The sequence below is a fragment of the Rhodoferax sp. genome, from assembly GCF_028688795.1.
GTDB lineage: Bacteria > Pseudomonadota > Gammaproteobacteria > Burkholderiales > Burkholderiaceae_C > Rhodoferax.
The window spans coordinates 87,262-108,363 of record NZ_JAQTXM010000014.1; the positions used below are offsets into that span (position 1 = coordinate 87,262).

Annotated in this window: 16 protein-coding genes; 5 read left to right on the top strand and 11 right to left on the bottom strand. The window is 59.2% G+C overall.

The features are described 5' to 3' along the window. Nucleotides 1-44 precede the first annotated feature (44 nt). On the top strand, nucleotides 45-260 hold the full coding sequence (locus tag PHQ58_RS12115; protein ID WP_300111286.1) for a cysteine-rich CWC family protein: 216 nt from the start codon (nucleotides 45-47) through the stop codon (nucleotides 258-260). Next, on the top strand, nucleotides 257-475 hold the full coding sequence (locus tag PHQ58_RS12120; protein ID WP_300111288.1) for a hypothetical protein: 219 nt from the start codon (nucleotides 257-259) through the stop codon (nucleotides 473-475). The genes PHQ58_RS12115 and PHQ58_RS12120 overlap by 4 nt, the downstream gene beginning before the upstream one ends. 75 nt (nucleotides 476-550) lie before the next feature. On the opposite strand, the gene PHQ58_RS12125 is transcribed toward PHQ58_RS12120, so the two are convergent. Then, nucleotides 551-2,437 carry a hypothetical protein gene (locus PHQ58_RS12125; RefSeq protein WP_300111290.1) on the bottom strand — a complete coding sequence of 629 codons (1,887 nt, stop codon included), beginning with the start codon at nucleotides 2,435-2,437 and terminating at the stop codon, nucleotides 551-553. A 242-nt stretch (nucleotides 2,438-2,679) separates the two neighbouring features. Here PHQ58_RS12125 and PHQ58_RS12130 point away from each other — a divergent pair, with 242 nt between their 5' ends. Continuing rightward, nucleotides 2,680-3,564 carry a class II glutamine amidotransferase gene (locus PHQ58_RS12130; protein ID WP_300111291.1) on the top strand — a complete coding sequence of 295 codons (885 nt, stop codon included), beginning with the start codon at nucleotides 2,680-2,682 and terminating at the stop codon, nucleotides 3,562-3,564. Nucleotides 3,565-3,591: 27 nt separating this feature from the next. On the opposite strand, the gene gshB is transcribed toward PHQ58_RS12130, so the two are convergent. From gshB to PHQ58_RS12150, 4 genes are all read right to left on the bottom strand, one after another. After that, a complete protein-coding gene (gshB, locus tag PHQ58_RS12135) occupies nucleotides 3,592-4,548 on the bottom strand; it encodes a glutathione synthase (protein WP_300111292.1) in 957 nt (318 codons plus the stop codon). Nucleotides 4,549-4,625: 77 nt separating this feature from the next. After that, nucleotides 4,626-6,494 carry a potassium transporter Kup gene (locus PHQ58_RS12140; RefSeq protein WP_300111354.1) on the bottom strand — a complete coding sequence of 623 codons (1,869 nt, stop codon included), beginning with the start codon at nucleotides 6,492-6,494 and terminating at the stop codon, nucleotides 4,626-4,628. A gap of 71 nt (nucleotides 6,495-6,565) precedes the next feature. Further along, complete coding sequence (gshA, locus tag PHQ58_RS12145) at nucleotides 6,566-7,861, bottom strand: glutamate--cysteine ligase (protein ID WP_300111294.1); 1,296 nt, start codon at nucleotides 7,859-7,861, stop codon at nucleotides 6,566-6,568. A gap of 143 nt (nucleotides 7,862-8,004) precedes the next feature. Continuing rightward, complete coding sequence (locus PHQ58_RS12150) at nucleotides 8,005-9,339, bottom strand: glutamate-5-semialdehyde dehydrogenase (RefSeq protein ID WP_300111296.1); 1,335 nt, start codon at nucleotides 9,337-9,339, stop codon at nucleotides 8,005-8,007. 128 nt (nucleotides 9,340-9,467) lie between these two features. Between PHQ58_RS12150 and PHQ58_RS12155 the strand changes: the two genes are divergently transcribed. Together PHQ58_RS12155 and PHQ58_RS12160 are read left to right on the top strand one after the other, a co-directional pair. Then, nucleotides 9,468-11,627, top strand: coding sequence for an ATP-dependent helicase (locus PHQ58_RS12155; protein ID WP_300111297.1), 2,160 nt, complete (start codon nucleotides 9,468-9,470; stop codon nucleotides 11,625-11,627). Between the two features lie 283 nt (nucleotides 11,628-11,910). Further along, nucleotides 11,911-12,909: a phospholipase A gene (locus tag PHQ58_RS12160; RefSeq protein WP_300111298.1), complete on the top strand. Its 999-nt coding sequence runs from the start codon at nucleotides 11,911-11,913 to the stop codon at nucleotides 12,907-12,909. Nucleotides 12,910-12,918: 9 nt separating this feature from the next. Here PHQ58_RS12160 and PHQ58_RS12165 read toward each other — a convergent pair whose 3' ends face one another. The 6 genes from PHQ58_RS12165 to gspN all read right to left on the bottom strand — a co-directional run bounded on the left by PHQ58_RS12165 (nucleotide 12,919) and on the right by gspN (nucleotide 21,095). Further along, nucleotides 12,919-14,502: a CHASE domain-containing protein gene (locus PHQ58_RS12165; protein ID WP_300111300.1), complete on the bottom strand. Its 1,584-nt coding sequence runs from the start codon at nucleotides 14,500-14,502 to the stop codon at nucleotides 12,919-12,921. 13 nt (nucleotides 14,503-14,515) lie between these two features. After that, nucleotides 14,516-15,307 (bottom strand): ABC transporter substrate-binding protein, encoded by a 792-nt coding sequence (locus PHQ58_RS12170; RefSeq protein ID WP_300111301.1) that lies wholly within the window; start codon nucleotides 15,305-15,307, stop codon nucleotides 14,516-14,518. An 87-nt stretch (nucleotides 15,308-15,394) separates the two neighbouring features. After that, on the bottom strand, nucleotides 15,395-16,627 hold the full coding sequence (gspF, locus tag PHQ58_RS12175; protein ID WP_300111310.1) for a type II secretion system inner membrane protein GspF: 1,233 nt from the start codon (nucleotides 16,625-16,627) through the stop codon (nucleotides 15,395-15,397). A gap of 11 nt (nucleotides 16,628-16,638) precedes the next feature. Beyond that, entirely contained in the window at nucleotides 16,639-18,111 is a 1,473-nt protein-coding gene (gspE, locus tag PHQ58_RS12180; protein ID WP_300111312.1) for a type II secretion system ATPase GspE, read from the bottom strand. A gap of 4 nt (nucleotides 18,112-18,115) precedes the next feature. After that, complete coding sequence (gene gspD / locus PHQ58_RS12185) at nucleotides 18,116-20,242, bottom strand: type II secretion system secretin GspD (RefSeq protein ID WP_300111314.1); 2,127 nt, start codon at nucleotides 20,240-20,242, stop codon at nucleotides 18,116-18,118. Nucleotides 20,243-20,246: 4 nt separating this feature from the next. Then, nucleotides 20,247-21,095: a type II secretion system protein N gene (gene gspN / locus PHQ58_RS12190; protein WP_300111316.1), complete on the bottom strand. Its 849-nt coding sequence runs from the start codon at nucleotides 21,093-21,095 to the stop codon at nucleotides 20,247-20,249. Nucleotides 21,096-21,102: the final 7 nt, after the last annotated feature.

A 21,102-nucleotide genomic window follows, 5' to 3' on the forward strand; every position in this document is an offset into this window, starting at 1 on the left:
TTGTTCATAAGGGCTAGAGGCTATTTTTATATATAAATATCACAATGACACCAACTCCACCCATCAACGCCCAAATCTGCCCCCTGTGCGGCCAGCCCAACCAATGCGCCATGGAAGTCGAGCGCGCCACGGGCGTCAAGCAGCCCCCTTGCTGGTGCACACAGACCCAGTTCAGCGCCGAGTTGCTGAACAAAATTCCAGAAGCGGCGCGAGGCGTTGCCTGCTTGTGTGCCACTTGCGTGAACGAAGCCACGCCGTGAGATGGCTTGACAACATTCCGTTGCTGGTATTGATGGCGTTGGCTGCCTGGATGGCCATTGCCCCCATCACGCCTGAACCACACCTGATCGAGAAGCTGCGCATGCTCAGCCAGGGCACGCTGGTCAAACCGCTGGATATGTTTGATTTATGCCTGCACACCGCACCGTTGGTGCTACTGGCTGTGCGTTTATGGCGTCAGTTCATCGCCAAATGAGGGGCTGAATAAGCAGGCTGGTTTTTATTGCTTAGACAGCAAAGCCATCATTTAAGCGGGCACCAGCGTGCTGCGTTATCTCTCATTGCCGGTTGAACCCGGAAAGTCACTCAAGTCTGAAAAATCAAGGTCCAGCATACGGGACACCGCCCCTTCAATTGGCGCAGTCACCGGCGCCGCCTTGGCCTGATTTTGCACCGAGGATTGCGGGGCCGTGGGAATCGAAAACTCCAGCAAATTAGCCTCAACTGTGGCAGGCTGCTCGGGCATCAGCGCCTCAGCCAGCGCATGCAGCAGCAGCAGGTCGCGGAACGCCGCCAGGTCAAAAAGGCCCCGGGCTTGCGCGTTGGCATCATAAAAAATGCATGCGCTTAAAAAAGCCAAGGCTTCAATGCGCGGCCACCGCGCCACCAGGGCTGACAATACCTCCGGGTAAGCCTCAAGGTCGTTGCCTTCCACATTGAAGACCGGAAAATCGGGAATGACCCCGTTGAAGAGCTGATGAAAGGTGTCCCGGCAGTCACGGAACTCGGTCTTCATGCCCTGCGCGTGGTAAAGCGTGAGCAGGTCAAGATATACCAGCGGATTGGGCTCGACACTTTCAGCAATCTGTTTTCTCAGAATAAACAGGGCCCGATCGGTCTGCCCCAAAGACACAAAAAAGTCAGCTTGCTGGCGAATGTCCAGAATCGGCTCCACCTGGATATGGCGAATGCCGTTGACGCCAAAGGAATTCCCTGCTCTGCTGTCCCCAAACGCCTCTGACACAGGCACCAGTTGCATCACATGATCCAGGTCAATGTCCACCTCTGACAACGGCGCGGCAGCCACTTTCACTGGCGCCGGAGTCACACCAGCGGCCGGCGTCACCCGCGTCACCGGCTGGGGCGGTACAGCAGGCGCAGGCATCGGAACTGGTGCCGTGGGCACCAAACGCGCCAGCAATTCGGTCGCGGGGCCGTCTTCCGGACTGTGCCACCAGCTTGGCTCTGCCTCATGTTGGGCACGGTGTTTGCGCTGTTGCCATAACCACGCCACGGCAGCCAGACACGCCAACACCAAAGCCAGTAGGGCATAGACCAGCCACCACGGCATCTGGCTGGCCTGTGCTTGCTGCAATTTGGACGCCAGGTCAGACAGCTTGGCATCATTGCTGGCCGCCCGGGCACGCAAAGTCTTCACATCGCCCTCAAGCGCTGAAATCTGGCGGCTGTAGCGCAGGGCGTCTTCCGTGGGCGCAAACAACATCAGCGAATCAAGCGCGTCCATGCGGTCCGACAAGATGTCCAGCGGGTCAAGCTTGAGCACCGGCCTCGACGCAGCCCGTGCCGCTGCTTTGTGCGCTTGCGCTTGCGCTTGCGCCTGCTCCTGGGCCACTGCCAGCGCCGGAGTTTTCAGGTGCTTGGCCTTGACTTGGCGCTGCGCGGTAGTTGCCGTAAGCGACCTCGACGTATTGGTACGCGCTGACTTGACCGGTGCCACCACCACGCTTGGCGCAGCGGACGCTGTCGCTGGCAACACCAACACGGGCGGCGCCTCAAGGGCATTGGCCACAGGCGCTTGGGCAGCGGTTGCGGCAAGTGCCGGAAAATCTGCCAGCAACACATAACGCCGCAAAGTGTTTGAACCGCAGTGCGCGCGCACCTCCACAGTGATCACCGGCTCGTCAATGGCCGCCGTTGACTGCACACGCACTGCAGCGCCGGTGGAGGCACCTGTAATTGGCACCACCGTGACCTTGACGGCAGATTGACGTGCATCGGCATAAAACACGTCGGCCGCCACGCAGGTACTTGACAGCACTTCGTCAGGCCCGGCCTGCACCTGTACGGTCACATCCAGTGGACGCCCAAGCACAGCTGCGCCACGCAAATTACCCAAGGTAAAAGCGTGCGCTGAAAAGGTCAAATGAACCAACAACGCGGCGAGAGCGGGTGCCAGATAACAAACTCTGTTCTTCAAGACAGCTTTTCCTCGTTTTGATGAATCCATCATCAGGTCAAAAATCAACTCAAACCACCCTGTCGGGCGCAGCACTGGTCTGCCAGCAACGCTCAATGAACGGCAAAGACGCCAGCATACCCGCTTGCCATGCAAAATTTACATTTTGATTCAGTTTGGCGCAGGAATGGGTTCTGGCAGCGTTAAGCTTGTCGCAATTAGCCCCTTTTTGCGCATCGACACCTCCACGCTCAGCCCTCAACATGTGCCAACTCCTTGGAATGAACAGCCACCTGCCGGCCAGCTTGACGCTGAGTTTTACCGGATTTTCGCAGCGTGGCGGCTGCACTGACCACCATGCAGACGGCTGGGGCATCGCTTTTTTCGAAAGTGACTGCGCCACCCCAGGTAAAGGTGTACGCCATTTTGTCGACAAATCCAGCGCTGCGACTTCGCCCATTGCCCAGATGCTCAAGACTTACCCGATCAAGAGCCACAACGTGGTGGCGCATGTGCGTAAGGCCACTGTGGGACGGGTGTCGCTGGAAAACTGTCACCCCTTTGTGCGCGAGCTGTGGGGCCGCAACTGGGTCTTTGCGCACAACGGCGACCTGAAAAACTACGCCCCCAAGCTGCACAGCAGCTTCAAGCCTGTGGGCAACACCGACAGCGAATTAGCCTTTTGCTGGCTTATGCAAGAGCTTGCGAAATCTCATGCAGGCGTTCCCACCGTTGAAGAACTGAGCCAAACCCTGCGTGAACTGGTGCCCCAGATTGCCAAACATGGCACTTTCAACTTTTTGCTCAGCAATGGTCAGGCCTTGTGGGCCCATGCCACCACCAAACTGCATTACGTGCTGCGCGCGCACCCATTTCGTCAGGTCCATCTGAAAGATGAAGACCTCACTGTGAACCTGGCTGAACTCAACAGCCCTGAAGACCGGCTGGCGATTGTTGTTACCGAGCCACTCACCACCGACGAAGACTGGGTGGCCATGTTGCCGGGCCAGCTGATGGTGTTTGTCGATGGCTTGCCGTCGCAATGCAGTTGTTCGGCGCATCGCAGTGCGTCAGTGGACGAAATGCGACGCTGTGGCACCCTGCATCAGCACACGCCAGCCATCGCCGTCCCGATAAGCGCCACCTAAGCCGTCGCAACGACCTGCAAAAAACGGTCAGGCGAGCGCGGCCTCCAGCGCCCCCACAAACATGGCGGCCACATCAAACCCGGTTTGATCGGTGATTTCCTGAAAGCAGGTCGGGCTCGTCACATTGATCTCGGTCAGGCTATCGCCAATCACATCCAGCCCAATCAGCAACAAGCCACGTTCGGCCAACACCGGGCCAATCGCTTCGGCAATTTCCAGGTCACGTGGGCTCAAGGCTTGCGCCACGCCCTTGCCGCCCACGGCCAAATTACCGCGCACTTCACCACCTTGCGGAATACGTGCCAGACAGTACGGCACCGGTTTGCCGCCAATCACCAAAATGCGTTTGTCGCCGTGTTCGATGGCAGGTAAAAACTTTTGCACCATCACGGTTTGTGCGCCGTCCAGGTTGAGCGTTTCGATGATGGCCCCCAAGTTCAACCCGTCTTCTTTCACCCGGAAAATGCCCATGCCACCCATGCCGTCGAGCGGCTTGAGGATGATGTCTTTGTGCTCGGCGTGAAAGCGTTTGATGTCTTGCGCATCACGCGTCACCAGCGTTGGGCCAATGAACTGGGGCCAATCCAGAATCGCCAGCTTTTCGGGGTGGTCACGCAGGGCGCGCGGCTTGTTGAAAACCTTGGCGCCTTCCCGCTCGGCCTGTTCCAGCAAATGCGTGGTGTAGAAATATTCGCTGTCAAACGGTGGGTCCTTGCGCATCACCACCGCGTCGAAATCTTTCAAGGCTTGCCCGCGCTCATTGGGCGTTTGTTGCTCCGAAGTAAACCAATCCACCACCTGTCCGGTGAGCGTGATGTCGCGCACAAATGCGGTGACGGGCGTGCCACTTTGCCACATGATGTCTTTGGGCTCGCAGGCGCTCAAGCTGTGGCCACGTCGCTGTGCCTCGCGCATCATGGCAAAGGTCGTGTCCTTGTAGACTTTGAAAGATTCGAGGGGGTCGGCGATGAAGAGCAGTTTCATTCGGGTTTATCCAGTCTTGTGTTTAGGAAGGAATGCAGCGCGGCACTTTGCCCCGATGCAGCAAATCAGAAAAAACCTCAAATCTCAATCTTCGACCCCAACTCCACCACCGAGTTGCTAGGCAAGTTCAAGAAATCCGCCGCGCCACTGGCGTTCAAATGCATCTGTGCAAACAGCTTTTCGCGCCACTGTGCCATGCCGCTGCCAATGGTCGGCACCACGGTGTCACGCGACAGGAAATAGCTGGTGGTCATGGCATCCAGCTCACAACCGCGACCCCGCATGTGGGTCAGGGCCTTGGGCAAATCAGGGTCGTTTTTAAAACCGTAGTTCACCACCACCTGCCAGCAATCGTGTCCGAGTGACTCAATACTCAGGCGCTTGTCCATGCCAATCCACGGCACCTCGTGGTTCACCACGGTAACAAACAGGTTGATCTCGTGCAGCACCTTGTTGTGTTTAAGGTTGTGCAACATGGCGTTGGGCACGGTACCGGGCGCCGCCGTCAAAAACACCGCCGTACCCGCCACGCGTACGGGTGGGCTGACAAACACGGCATCCAGGAAGCTAGTCAAGTCAATGGCATCAGCCTGGAGTTTTTTATTGAGCAGGCGCCGGCCATCTTTCCAGGTGAGCATCAGGGTGAAGACACCCGCCGCGATCAGCAACGGAAACCAGCCACCTTCGAACAACTTGAGCAAATTTGAAGAGAAAAAAGCCAGGTCAACAACAAAAAAGACACTGGTGGCGCCAAGACACAGCACCAGTGGGAAGTGCCAGGCGTAACGGATGACAAAAAATGTCAGCACCGTGGTGATCAACATGTCCAGCGTGACCGCAATGCCATAAGCGGCGGCCAGGTTGCTGGATGATTTGAACAGCAACACCGCCAGCACAATCAGTACAAACAAGCCCCAGTTCACAAACGGCATGAAAATTTGCCCGGTTTCCTTGACGCTGGTGTGCCAGATCTGAAAACGTGGCAAATAGCCCAGCTGAATCACCTGTTTGGTCACCGAGAACGCGCCTGTGATCAGGGCCTGCGAGGCAATCACCGTGGCCAGCGTGGCCAGCACCACCAGCGGAATCAGGGCCCAGGCCGGCGCCATCATGTAAAACGGATTTTTGACGGCGGCCGGATTGCTCAGCAACAAAGCACCCTGACCAAAATAGTTCAGCGTCAGGCACGGCATGACAACCGTGAACCAAGCCAGGCGGATCGGCTTTTTGCCAAAGTGCCCCATGTCGGCATAAAGCGCCTCACCACCAGTGACACACAACACCACGGCGCCAAGAATGATAAAGGTGGTGAGCGGCTCAGCCCACATGAAACCCAGGGCGTAATGCGGGCTGAGCGCCCACAAAATCTCGGGGTTGTGCATGATGTGCGACACGCCCAGCACCGCAATCGTGACAAACCAGACCAGCGTGATCGGGCCAAAAAATTTGCCAATGTCGGCGGTGCCACGCTTTTGCACGGCAAATAAACCAAACAAAATCACCAGCGTCAGCGGAATCACCGCTTTCTTAAAAGTCGGTGACACCACTTCCAGGCCCTCGACAGCGGAGAGCACCGAAATGGCGGGTGTGATGACGCCATCGCCATAAAACAGGCAGGTGCCAAAAATACCCACCAGCAACAGCACCCGGCGCAACTTGGGTTTGTCCTTGACCGACTGGGACGCAAGCGCCAGCATGGCCACCAAGCCACCTTCACCATTGTTGTCAGCGCGCAACACCAAGGTGACGTATTTCAGGGAAATGATGACGGTGAGGGTCCAGAAGAAAATCGACAAGATGCCCATCACGTTGTCTACCGTGAATGGCACATGGCCGGCACCGAATACTTCCTTGACGGCATACAGCACACTGGTGCCGATGTCGCCATAGACCACACCAATGGCGCCCAGGGTCAGGGCGCGAAGCGACGATTGAGAGGTTGCCAAATAGCCACCCGGCGCCAATGCGGCCGGGCTCCGTGTCATGAAGGAACGCTATTTTGCGTCAGAACGCCCGGCTACTCGAAATCTTGTGCATCCGGGTCGGTGGCTTCCAACTCGTAACTGGCCGCCAACATGGCCAAGCGCCCCACCACGCCGTACATGTAAAAACGGTTCGGCACACTGGCGCCGGGCTTGACGCCAGGTTGTGGCAACTGGGTGCTGTGCTCAAAGGCCAGTGGCACGTAGCCAGCGCCCGGTGCGTTGAGGTTTTCATCCACACCACGCCCGGCATGCACGCGGTAGAAACCGCCCACCACGTAACGGTCCATCATGTAGATCACCGGCTCGGCCACGGCGTCGTTGACGCGCTCTTGTGTCTGCACGCCCTCTTGCACCATGAAATCATGCGTGAGCCAAGGCGTTTTTCGGCCTTTGGAGAGCGTCTGGATGCGCTCTTGCAGCGCCTGCATGTCCTTGCCGTCGCGCACCGTAACAATGCCCAACTCGTGGGTGCCGTTATCGGCCTTGACCACCACAAATGGTTTTTCCTTGATACCGTACTCTTTGTACTTGCGTTTGACTCGGGTGAGCACCGCATCAACCTGGGTTTGCAGGCTATCCAGTCCGATGCTCTCATTCAGGTTGACGTTTTCGCAGCGGTCAAACAAGGGGTAAATCAGCCACGGGTCAACGCCCAGCAGCTTGCCCAGGCGCTTGGCCACTTCCTCGTAACATTTGAAATGTGTGCTTTTACGTCGCGTTGGCCAGCCCGCGTGCAGTGGCGGTAGCAGGTACTGCTCATGCAGGTCTTCCAGAATGCCGGGCACGCCCGCACGCAAATCATTGTTGAGCAAAATCGTACAGGGGTCGAAGTCTTTGAGGCCGAGGCGACGCTTGCCTCGAATGACGGGCTCAAGGGTGATCTTTTCACCACTTTGCAACTCAAACGTGGTGTTTTTCTTGACGGCCGGGTCAATCGAGCCCAGACGCACGTTCAGGCCCGCCATGTTGAAAATGCGTTGCAACTGGGCCAGGTTGGCCAGGTAAAAGCTGCTTTGATTGCCGTTTTCGGGAATCACCAGCAGGTTACGCGCCTCCGGACAAATCTTCTCGATGGCAGCCATGGCCGCCTGCACGCCCAGCGGCAGCATTTCGGACGTCAGGTTGTTCCAGCCGCTGGGAAACAGGTTGGTGTCCACCGGTGACAGCTTGAAGCCGGCATTGCGCACATCCACCGAGCTGTAAAACGGCGGGGTGTGCTCCATCCATTCCAAGCGAAACCAGCGCTCAATGGCAGGCATGGAGTCCAGCACACGCTGCTCCAATTCGTTGATGGGGCCAGTCAGGGCGGTAATCAGGTGCGGAACCATAGGAGAAACCTTGCAAAGTGTGGTTATTGATTTTAGAGCGAGGTCATGACAGTAAAACACATGACGCCTGACGTTCAGGCCAACCCGTCAGAGCAAGGCCTACGGCATAAGTTCCATCAACCGGTCAAGCTCTGGGCACAGGATCAAGCTCGGACTTCACCCTCGCCCAGCACCACGTACTTGAGCGAGGTCAGGCCCTCAATACCGACCGGGCCGCGGGCGTGAAACTTGTCGGTAGAAATGCCGATTTCGGCCCCCAGGCCGTACTCGAAGCCATCGGCAAATCGGGTGCTGGTGTTGACCATGACACTGGCCGAATCGACCTCCCGCAAAAACTGTTGCGCATGCATGTGGTCACGCGTCAGGATGGCATCGGTGTGGTGGCTGGAATACTGGTTGATGTGCGCAATGGCTTCATCCACGCCGGCCACCACTTTGATGCTGATGATCGGCGCCAGGTATTCCTCAAACCAGTCCGCTTCTTGCGCCAGCACCAGCACTGGCGGCTTGATTACTACATTTTCAATAGCTAATAGCGCTTTATCTACGGGGGCTAGAGGCCAATTTTCCTTAAGGATTTCCAGTGTCTCGGCATCACAACGCATCTCGACACCTTTGTCAGCATAGATTCGCCCAATCAGCGGCAAAAAATCTGCGGCCACGCCGCGCGCCACCAACAGGCTTTCGGTCGCGTTGCAGGGGCTGTATTTGCTGGTCTTGGCGTTGTCGGCCACCTTGACAGCCATGTCGATGTCGCACGGGTCGTCCACATAGGTGTGGCAATTGCCGTCCAGATGCTTGATGACCGGCACCTTGGCATCACGGCTGATGCGCTCAATCAGTCCCTTGCCGCCGCGCGGAATGATCACATCCACATACTGCGGCATGGTGATGAGCTGGCCCACCACCTCACGGTCGGTGGTTTGGACCAGTTGCACGGCGTTGGCTGGCAAACCTGATGCGGTGAGTGCCTGCTGCACCAGTTTGGCCAGCGCCTTGTTGGAGTCAATCGCTTCTGAGCCACCGCGCAGAATGCAGGCATTGCCGCTTTTGATGCTCAAGGACGCAGCCTCGATGGTGACGTTGGGTCGGCTCTCAAAGATCATGCCAAACACGCCAATCGGCACGCGCATTTGCCCCACGCGGATGCCGCTGGGTTGCTGGCGCAGCGCGGTGATCTCGCCAATGATGTCGGCCATGGCGGCCAGTTGCTCGCAGCCCTGGGCACAGGTTTCGATCACTTTGGGCGTCAGCTTCAGGCGGTCCACCATTGGAGCGGCCAAGCCAGCCGCGATGGCGCGCTCAATGTCTTTGGCGTTGTCAAGCTGCAGCGCGTCCACGTTGGCACGCAGCAACTTTGCCAGGGTGCGCAAAGCTACATTTTTAGTAGCTGCTTGCGCCTTAGCCATAAGGGCTGAGGCCTGTTTTGCCTGCAAACCAAGGGTTTGGGCGTAGTCGGTGATGTTGAGTGCGTTCATATCGTGTTTGGCCTGAGAAGCTGCAAGGAAGCGGCTTGCATTTTGGCAGAGTTGGCTTGCCGACCACACAGAACGCATCGGCGCAAGCCCTGTGAGTATGATTCGCCCCTTCGGAATAATTGCGCCAGATGTCTTCCCCCTCCCCCAACACCGGCCTGAACCTGGCCCAGCAAGAAGCTGTGAACTACCTGCACGGCCCTTGCCTGGTGCTGGCCGGAGCGGGTTCGGGCAAAACGCGCGTCATCACCCACAAAATTGGCGCGCTGATCAAGGCTGGCGTGCCGGCCAAGCGCATTTTTGCCATCACCTTCACCAACAAGGCCGCGTCTGAAATGCGCGAACGCGCCCGCGGGCTGATTGGCCGCGCCGCAAAAGACGCAGTGATCAGCACCTTTCATGCCTTGGGCGTGCGCCTGCTGCGTGAAGATGGTGCGGCACTGGGCCTGAAGCCCAATTTTTCGATTCTGGACAGCGATGACGTCACCAGCATCCTGAAAGACGCTGGCGGCAGTGTCGATGCCGCTACCGCGCGCAGCTGGCAGTGGGCCATCAGCGCCTGGAAAAACCAGGGCCTTAACTCGGCAGCGGCAGAGGCACAGGCCAGCACTGACAGTGAGCGCATCACCGCCCGCGTGATGGCGCATTACGAAGAACGCCTGTCGGCCTACCAGAGCGTGGACTTTGACGACCTGATCAGCCTGCCGCTTAAATTGCTACAAAACCACGAGCACGTCAGGCACAAATGGCAGGCGCTGGTGGGCCATATTCTGGTGGACGAATACCAGGACACCAACGCCACCCAGTACGACTTACTGAAACTCTTGGTGGGTGGCAAAGACCCGGCAAACGCGCGTTTTACCGCCGTGGGCGACGACGACCAGTCGATTTATGGCTGGCGCGGCGCCACGCTGGACAACCTGAAAAAGCTGCCCATTGAGTTCCCCACGCTCAAGGTCATCAAGCTGGAGCAAAACTACCGCTCCACGTCGGCCATTCTGCGCGCCGCCAACAACGTGATTGGCCCCAACCCCAAGCTCTACCCCAAAAACCTGTGGAGCGACCTGGGCGAAGGCGAGCCGGTGCGCGTGGTCGATGCCGACTCCGAAGAACACGAGGCCGAGCGCACCATTGCCCGTATCCAGGGCCTGCGCGCCAGCGGCCTGAACCAGCCTGGGCCGCAGTTCCAGGAACTCCGCGACTTTGCCATCCTGTACCGCGCCAACCACCAGGCCAAAACATTTGAGAAAGCGCTGCGCAAGGCGCAAATTCCTTACAAGGTATCGGGCGGCACGAGCTTTTTTGACCGTGCTGAGATCAAGGACCTGTGCGCCTGGTTTCGCCTGTGGATCAACAACAACGATGACCCGGCTTTTTTGCGTGCTGTGACCACGCCCAAGCGCGGCATTGGCCACCAGACGCTCGGCCACTTGGGTGACTTTGCTGGCAAATACCGGTTGAGCATGTTTGAGGCGCTGTTCTCCAGCAGTCTGGGCAGCGTGATCTCCGGCAAGGCGCTGGGCAGCCTGCACGAGTTTGGCCGCGAGGTGAATGACCTGGAATTTCGCGCGCGCCACACGCTGGGCGCTGAGGCGGCCAAAACATTTTTGCTGGATTGGCTCAAAGCCATTGGTTTTGAGCAGTACCTGATTGATGGTGAAGACAGCGACAAAGTAGCCGTCGCCCGCTGGGGCAACGTGCTGGATTTTGTCGACTGGATGAGCGGACGCTGCGGCGGCCAGGTGGAAGACGCCTCTGGCGTCAACGCCGCGGGCGAGGTGAAATCTTTGCTGGAAGTGGCGCAAACCGTGTCCTTGCTGTCCACCATCAGCGAGCGCGAAAAAGACCAAAACGTGGTGACCCTGTCGACCCTGCACGCCGCCAAAGGGCTGGAATGGCCGCATGTGATGCTGGTGGGCGTGACCGAAGGCATGCTGCCATTCAAACTGCGCGACAACCCTGACGATGCGTCCTCCGGCAAGGAGTCGGCCGCGCAGCGCGCCGCAGCCCAGGAAGCGGCAAGTGAAACACTCACCACCCACCTGCAGGAAGAACGCCGCCTGATGTATGTGGGCATCACCCGCGCCCAGCGCAGTCTAGCCGTGAGCTGGACGCGCAAGCGTAAAAAAGGCCGCGAAATGGTTCAGGCCCAGCCCAGCCGCTTCATTGCCGAGATGGGGCTGGACCAAGCCACCACCCGCGAAGATCCGCGCGAAAAGCTCAGAGCCTTGCGTGCTGAGTTTGCGCAAAAGGCGCAGGACAGTGCAGCGGCGCGGGCGCTGGTCAAATAAGCTACCGGCCGAAAAAATTAAACCATCAGGACAGACTATGAAGTTGACAAATGCCAGGGCGCGCAGGCGCATACACAGTGCAACACCGCCAACCAAAGTGACAATAATCACTCTATATTTGATAGCTGCTTGCACAATATCCACGGGCGCTACAGCCCATAATCTTATAAATTCTACAGCAGATGACAAGACCTCGGGTTGGCAGCGATGCAGCAGTCTGGGTGCCGACAGTGCGGCCCGTCTGAGCTGTTTTGACGCGTGGGCCGCACAACAAAGTGCGTCGATGCGCTTGGCATCTGAGCCAGCCTCGGCCAACAACCTGACCGCCGATGTTGGGCCACTCGCCGCCCCAACACCAGCCAAGGCACCGGCCGTGGCACCCGTGGTCATCACCATGACCGCACCCGAAGCGCACAACTGCAAGAACCCCATTTTTTCCGAACTCTCTCGCTTTTGGGAGCTGGAAGCCGGCAGCGACTGCGGCACCTTTGGCATTCGGGGCTACCACCCCATAGCTTTAAGCTGGATTGGTTCGGACAGTGTCAACGAGCAGCCCACCTCACCCACGCCGGCCAACAACGCCACAAGCGCCCAGGCGTTCAAAACCACCGAAATGCGCATTGGTGTGTCGGTGCGCACCAAAATTGCCCAGGGGCTGCTGACGCAAGACCAGCCACTCCAGCGCGATTCCTTGTGGTTTGGTTACTCGCAGCAGTCCAACTGGCAACTCTTCAGTGGCGATTTGTCACGCCCGTTTCGCACCACCGACCACGAGCCTGAGCTGATCTACATCTACCCGACCGATCTGGCGCTGCCCCTGGGTTGGCGCCTGCGCTACAGCGGCATCAGCTTTAACCACCAGTCCAACGGCCAGCCCCTGCCGCTGTCCAGAAGCTGGAACCGCACGATTTTGATGGCCGGCATGGAAAAGGGAAACACCTTTCATGTGCAGGGCAAGCTGTGGTACCGCACGCCTGATGGCGACGGCACCGATGACAACCCCGACATTGCCAACCTGATTGGCCGCGCCGAAGTGATGGGCTACTGGAACGTCAACCCCGACAACGCGCTGAGCCTGACACTGCGCCACTCCTTGCGCGCCAATGCCAACGGTTCAACGCGCGTGGAATGGCTTAAGAAACTGGGCAGCAGCGGTTTTGTTGGCAGCAACAGCGGCCTGCGGCTTCACACGCAGCTGTTCTCAGGTTACGGCGACTCGCTGATTGACTACAACCGCCGACGCACGGTGCTCAGTGTGGGTTTGAGTTTGGTGGATTGGTAAGCTTCGGTATCAACCCAACGGGTGGCACAGCCGGACCCCATCGCGCCCAGCCGCTTTTGCGCGGTACATGGCATCGTCTGCGCCTTTGGTCAACGCGCTGGCATCGGTGCCATCCTCGGGGTAGACGGCCACCCCAACACTGCATGAAATGGCCAGCTGATGCCCAGCCACCACGAAGGGCGACTTCAGGGCTTGGTGGAGCTTGTTCGCCAACGCAAGGATGGTGTCTGATTCGCTGAGGTGGGCCAACAACACGACAAATTCATCGCCACCAATGCGGGCAACGGTGTCTGCAGCCCGCACGCTAGCCAACAGCTGTTTGGCCACCTGCCGCAATACCTGATCACCCACGTCGTGACCAAAGTTGTCGTTGATGGGTTTGAAATGGTCGATGTCAAGAAAAACCATGGCAAAGCGCCCACCTTGGCGTTTGGCGCGGGCCAGCTCCTGGTCAAGGCGATCATTGAACAAGGCACGGTTGGGCAGCCCCGTCAACGTGTCGTGCTGTGCCATGTGCCGCAACTCTTCCGTCATGGCGGCAGCAAGGCCCAAAGCCCGTTCGCGGCCATTGATCATCAACCAGGTCAGCAGTGCCAGCAGCAGGCTCAAGAACACACCCGCCACGGCAATCACTGTCTCAGCTCCCCGTCCATAGCGGTCCTCGAATAACGCTTGTGTGCGCAACGACAGGGTCCAGTTGTGGCCTGCCACGACCATGTATTCATTGGCGCTGACAGCGGCGGTCTGTCTCTGGGCTTCATCAATGGCTGCGACGCCACCTGTGCGGTACAGCAAAGAGGTGTCTTTGCCATCTGTTCCGTCATAGATGGCAAGGGTGAGTCCAAGCGGCTGGTTCCCATACAAACTTGCCATGAAGTCATTCATGTGAAAGGCCGCATAAACCCATCCAATCAACTGGGCACGCCGCTGGGCGATGCTGTCATGTGGCTGGCCCTGCGCATAAATCGGCAAATACATGATGAAACCGGGCGGCGCCCCGGACTGGGTATCCGCTTTCAGCTGAACCTTGCCAGAAATGGCAGGCATGCCGGAATCGCGGGCCCTCTCAAGAGCCATCCGCCGCATGGGGTCAAGCCAGACGTCGCTGCCCGGCGGCGCTCGATTTCGGCCCACATAGGGCTCCCGCTGCACGATCGGGGCATAAACTTCACGTGGCCCGTCAGGGTCAATGACGTAGTCCGGGAAACCCGCGCTGCGCATGTTGACCAGATGCGCTGCCTTGTCCTGCTTCGACACCCAAGCCACCACGCCGATGGCCTGGATGCCGGAAAAATTGGCGTCAAGCTGCAGGGTTTCCACATAGTCGTGCAAGGCAGCACGATTCTTCAGGGGGGTTGTGGCAAAAAGCGACTGCACGCCTCGCAACATTTGCTCGTAGCCCAAAACACGTTGTTCAACGCGGCTGACGGTTTCACGCAGGGCAAAGTCAAACTGCGAACGCAAGGCGTGGCTGGCATTCTGACGCTCGTGGTCCCAGGTAAACCAGGTGACACCGAGCGTCATCATCAAGACAAACCAAGGCAGCAGCATCAGGAGAGCACGTGTTGCGGCGTTGTTGAGGGGTGTGCTCATGTCCAGGCGTGAATCAGAAATTCACAAGAGAAGCTGCCAGATCAGGTTTGAAATATTTCTCAAAGATCCGGCGCATGGTGCCGTCCGCACGCATGTCATCAATGATGGCGCGCCAAGCCTTTTGCTGCGCAGTTGAGAGGGCTTTCTTTGACATGATCAGGCCATGGGGCACGGGCGCATCGTTGAATTCCAAAATGGTGGTCAGCTCTCGAATCTTCTTTTCCTCCAGCGCCGGAAAGTCAAAGGGCTCGATGATCATTCCCTGAATACGTCCCAGCATCAGCGTCTGGTACAGCGGCGCAAGCCCCCCGGCCTGGCTGACACGGTTGGCTTTCTGCAAGGTGTCGACCAGCCGATTGGCGGATTCGCTGTACCTGAAGCTGCGGATCACACCCAGTTGCAGCGCGTCGTTCTGCTCGAAAGCCGTCAGGTTGCGCACATCGGTATCGTTGCGAACCAGCAGGTAATATTTGTTGCTGAAGTACCAGGCAAAACCGGCAAACTTGTCGCGCTCAGCGTTTGTGATGCCTGAGAGACTGAAATCAAGTGCGCCGGACTCGATGAGTTGCCAGATGCGCGAGCGCGGCATCAGGCTCACCGTCACCTTGCAACCGCTGCGGCGGATGAGTTCGTCGGCCACATCCTTGTCAATCCCGGCATCGGTGTCAGCTGAGTAGAGCAAACCGTGGTCGTGAAGCGCCAGGGTGTAGGTGCGAAAACAGTCGGCTGTTGCGGCATGGGCGACGCTGACCAAGCCAAATTGGGTGAACAGAACCAGCAATGCGAGCAGTAGTCGGCCAAACATGGGATTCCTAACAACGTTTTGGTGTTGACTTTTCACCCATGATACAGATTTGCCTCACAGATATGGGCACTGCAAGGCTGACCGACGCTACTTCACCAATTGGTTGAGCTGGATAATTGGCAACAGCACGGCCAACACGATCAGCATCACCACCAGGCCCATCGCCACAATCAACAAGGGCTCCAAAATGGTGGCGAACTGCATAGCACGGCGCTGCACTTCGGTGCTGAGCTGCTTGGCGGCGCGCTGCAGCATCACCGGCAGCTGGCCAGTTTGCTCACCGAGGCGGGCAAACATGGACAGCAGGCCAGGAAAACGCTTTTTTTGCGCCAGCGCCGAGGCCAGCGGCGCCCCTTCACGCACCAACACCAGCGCATCCAGCGCATCCGTGCGCATGGCGCGGTTGGACAGGGTTTGCGCGGCAGCTTGCAAGGCTTTCAAAATGGGCACACCAGCGGCGGCCAGCATGGCCAGCGTGCTGGCAAAACGGGCCGAGTTGTAGCTGCGTGACATCTTGCCGATGATGGGCAGGTTCAGCCAGGCGGCATCAAATTTTTCATGAAACCGCTCATTCTTCAAAGCCATGCGCCCAGCCATGGCGCCCAGCACCAACGCCACCAGCAGCAACCAGCCATAACTTCTGAAAAAGTCGCTCACAGCGATCATGATGACCGTGAGGACCGGCAAGGCTCGTTTGCTGCTGGCGAACACATGGGCCACTTGCGGCACCACGTAAGTTACCAGAAACAGCACGATGACGATGGCCACCAAGGAGACGATGGCCGGGTAAAGCGCAGCGCCAATCAGTTTGGATTTGAGCGCCTGCTGCTCTTCCAGGTCGTCAGCCAGGCGTTCCAGCACCAAGCCCAGATTGCCACTTTGCTCACCGGCGCCGATCACCGCCACAAAAATGTCCGAGAACTCGCGCGGGTGCTGCGACAGCGCTTTGGCAAACGGCGCACCGCCGTTCACTTCAGCGCGCAACATCGCCACCAGTTCGCGCTCAGGGGCTTTTTCAGCCTCATCTGACAGGCTGGTGAGGGCCCGCTCCAGTGGCAGGCCGGAAGACACCAGGCCAGCCAGTTGGCGCGTCCAGATGGTCAGCGCTGTCGCACCAAACACGCGTTTGCGCCGGCCGGCACCTGAGCCTGCCTGGGTTTTGTGCGCAGCATCAAACTGCGCACTGACCGGCTCCACTTTGAGTGGCACCAGTGACTGAGCGCGCAACTGGGCGCGCGCCGCTTTGGCGGAGTCGGCATCAATCACGCCCTGGCGGGTGTCGCCGGTGCTGCTTAAGGCCTCAAAGGAATAGACGGGCATGGTGAGGGAAATCAGTCGCGCGTGACGCGCAGCAGTTCTTCGCGTGCGGTCACGCCGGTGCGCACCAGCCGCTCGCCGTCTTCACGCATCAAGACCATGCCGGCAGCTCGGGCGGCGCTGCGGATATCAGCCTCAGAGGCTCGGCTGTGGATTTGGGCACGGATGGCGTCGTCGGTGACGAGCAGCTCAAAGACACCACTGCGACCGCTGTAACCGGTGTGGCCGCATTTGTCGCAACCAACCGGGTGGTATTCGACCGAAGGCATGGATTGCTGCGCTTCACTCGCCATGCCGTCGGTGAGGACATTGGGGTCGATGGTGGACGGCGCTTTGCAATGCACACACAGCTTGCGTAACAGGCGCTGGGCCAGTACACCCAGCAGACTGGAACTCAGCAAGAACGGTTCAACACCCATGTCGGTCAGGCGCGTGACGGCACTCGATGCGTCGTTGGTGTGCAGCGTGGCCAGCACCAGGTGGCCGGTCAAGCTGGCCTGAATGGCAATTTGCGCGGTCTCGAAGTCGCGGATTTCACCGATCATGATGATGTCTGGGTCTTGCCGCAGGATGGCGCGCAGGGCCTTGGCAAAGGTCAAATCGATCTTCGGGTTAACCTGGGTTTGGCCAACACCTGCCAGCTCGTATTCGATTGGGTCTTCCACCGTCATGATGTTGTTGCGGGTGGCGTCCAAGCGTTGCAGCGCGGCATAGAGCGTGGTGGTTTTGCCTGAACCGGTGGGGCCGGTCACCAGCACAATGCCGTGCGGTTGGGCTACCAGTTGCTCAAATTTGCGTAGCACCTCGCCTTGCATTCCCAAGGCCTCCAGGCTTAATTTGCCTTCGGATTTGTCCAGCAAGCGCAGCACCGCGCGTTCACCGTGAGCGCTGGGAATGGTGCTCACGCGCACATCCACCGCCCGCGTGCCAATGCGCAAAGAGATGCGGCCGTCTTGCGGCAGGCGGCGCTCGGCAATGTCGAGTTCGGCCATGATTTTCAGGCGCGAGATCAGCGCGGCGTGCAGCGCGCGGTTGGGTTGCACCACTTCGCGCAAGCTGCCGTCAACCCGAAAGCGCACGGACGAATGGCGCTCGTAGGGCTCGATGTGGATATCGCTGGCGCCATCGCGCGCGGCTTGTGTCAAGAGCGCGTTGAGCATGCGGATGATGGGTGCGTCATCGCTGGTTTCCAGCAGGTCTTCAATGGCTGGCAGGTCTTGCATCATGCGGCTTAAGTCAGCGTCGCTTTCGACCTCATTGACCACAGCGGCAGCGCTGGATTCACCTTGCGCATAAGCCGCGCTGATGCGTTGAACCAACACAGCAGCGGCCTGGGTTTGCAGTTGCAGCTGCGGGTATTTGCGGCACACCTCGCTCACGGCGGCGGCGTTGGATGCGGGGTGCAGCCAGAGCGTGCGCGCATCCGCATCTTCTTCAAGCAGCAGCTGGTGCGTGCGGGCAAAGGCGTAAGGCAAGGGGTAGCGCATGGCCCTACTGACCCAGTGGCCTGTTAGCCGAAGCCGGTGTGTCCGCGTTTCCCTTGATGTTGCCATTGGCAGGCAAGGCTGGGCCTGGCTTCAACTGAGCCGCAGGCAACACCGGCGCCTCGTTGATCGGCACCAGGCGGCTGGGCTCGGGCTGTGCGTCTTGCATGCCGCTTCGCATCAAGTCGTAGCGGTCCATGGAAAGCTTGTCGGTGGCGCGCGCGTCACGCACCACCACCGGGCGCAGGAACACCATCAGGTTGGTTTTTTTGCGGCTGCGGGTTTCGTTCTTGAACAAATTTCCAAACAGTGGCACGTCGCCCAGGCCGGGCACTTTTTCCTGGTTGCCAGCGTATTCGTCTTGCAGCAAGCCACCCAGCACCACGATAGCGCCATCTTCTACCAACACGTTGGACTCGATCGTGCGCTTGTTGGTGGTGGGGCCGTTGGGGGCATTCACGCTGGAGGCCAGCACATTGCTCACCTCTTGGTAAATGGCCATTTTGACGGTGCCGTTTTCGCTGATTTGCGGTTTGACCTTGAGCGTCAGACCAACGTCTTTACGTTCAATGGTTTGAAACGGGTTGACGGTGCCAGTGCTGCTGCCAGTGTTGGTGAACTGGCCGGTGACGAAGGGCACGTTTTGGCCAATGACGATCTTGGCCTCTTCGTTGTCGAGCGTGAGCAAATTGGGCGTTGAGAGCACATTGCCAGAGCCAGAGTCTTCCAGAAAACGCGCCAGCAGGCCAAGCACATAGACGCCATTGGTTTGCTGCACGGCACCAAAATTGAGTCCGCGCGCTGGCGCCACCCCGCCCGTGGCCGCCCCCGTGGCCAGACTGATGATGTTTTTGCCGCCGGTGCTGAAGTTGGTGCCCAGCAGGCCAATCACGCCATCACCGGCCTTGCCCAACGGTCCTTGCCACTGGATGCCAAACTCTGCCGCCTTCTCCACACTGACCTCAGCAATCAGGCTCTCCACAAACACCTGGGCACGCCGGGCGTCGAGCTTGTCAATGACCGCGCGAAGCTGGCGGTATTGCGGGTCGGGCGCGGTGATGATGAGCGAATTGGTGGCCACGTCGGCCTGAATTTGCCCGCCTGTGGTGGCGGCTTGCGCCGTGGCACCGGCAGCACCGCCCGGTGTTGCCGTGGCCGCAGCAGGTGCCGCACTGCCACTCAAGGCGGCGCGCAACGTGGTCGCCAGCTTGGTGGCATCGGCGTTTTTGAGGTACACCACATGCACGTTGCCCAATGCGTCGTTGTTGCTGCCTGCGTCCGGCTGGTCGAGCTTTTGAACGAGTGAGCGCACCAGCGCCAGTTGCGCCCCATTGGCAGCGCGCGCTATCAGTGCGTTGGAGCGGGGTTCGGCCACCAGCGTGGTCTTGAACGAGGTGTCGGCTGCACCGGCCGGGGCAGCGGCGGTGCTGGCACCCAGCAGCCTGAGTACCAGCGGCGCCAAATCAGAGGCAATGGCGTGTTGCAGCGGAATCACCTCCACGTCGGTGGCATTGGCCACATCCATCGCCGCAATGATGCGCGACAGGCGGCGCAGGTTGTCACCGTAGTCAGTGATCACCAGGGAGTTGTTGCCAGGGTTGGCATTGATGGTGTTGTTGGGACTGATCAAGGGGCGCAGCACCGGCACCAGGTTATTGGCCGACTCAAAATTGAGCTTGAAGATTTGCGTGGCAATCTGGTTGCTTCCAGGCAGCGTGCCGCTGTCGCCCTCTTGAATCGTCACGCCTGCACTTTGCAGCTTGGCCTCGGCCTCGGGCACCACCTTGTAAAGCCCGCCGGACTCCACCAGCGTGTAGCCCTGCAGGCGTAGCGCCGACACAAACTGGCCCAGGGCGGCCGCGCGGCTCACCGGCTTGTCGGTGACCAGAGTCAGCGTGCCCTTGACACGCGGGTCGACCACCACGTTGCGCCCGGTGATGCTGGCAAAAGTGCGCGCCACAGCTTCGATTTCAGCCCCCTGAAAATTCAGCGTGACGCCTTCACTGGCCTTGCCGGCAGCATTCGACTGCGCCCAAGAATTTATAGAAAAAAGGCCTGTAGCCCCCGTCAATAAAGCGCAAACAGCTATTGAAACAATAGTATGTTTAGAAGAAACAAAAATATGTTGTGGCATGTGCTTACCCAAGCTTGATGATGGACCGCGCGCCCTCGCGCCGCCCAATGATGTTCAATAAATTTGACAGTGCCGCCTGATGCTCTGGCGTGCTGCTGGCCTCGCCCACAAAGCGCAGCTTGCCGCCTACCCACTCACCACGACCGGAGAGCTGCAAACTGCCCTGCAAGGTGGCCAGCGACAGTTCAGGTGCTGCGCCCCCGGTCAAAGTAAAGCGGTAGCTACCCATGGGGCGCAGGGTGGACAAGCGCGATGAAATGTCTTGCGCGTCGAGCTGCGCTTGCCCACTGAGCTGCAGCCGCCCAGCTGCCCAGGTCAGGGTAAGCCCCTCGGTGCTCAAGCCCAGTTGGCCTTGCGGCGCAATCGTATTAAAAGGCGTGCCCAAGCCAGCAAGCATCTGCGCCGGCCAGACCGATGGGCTGTCGGACACCCGCAACTGCGCGCCGTTCCACCTCGGTGCCAGAAAAAACCCCCAGGACTGTGCCAGGCAACAACTGGCTTCCAGGCGCACGCCCAACCCGGTCAGGCCGGGTTGCAGCTGCCAGCCCAGCCGCGAGGGCAATTGGGTCGCGGCCACACTGCCAACGCCACCCGTGAGCGTGAGCTGCGCACTGCCTGACCAGACCGTGCCACGGGCATCCTGTAACAACACCTGACCAGCACTGGCCTGGCGCACCACTGCGGCGAGCCAGCGCGCTGGCGCAAACACCAGCACGCTCAGCAGCGCCCCCACCAGCAAACCACTCAGGCCCCAGACCCAAGGCGTTTGCGCACTGGTGCGCGCAGCCACGCCTGAGCGACGCAACGCACTGACACGTGAAGGCCGGGCAAACAAGCGCATGGGCACAGTCACAGCACCA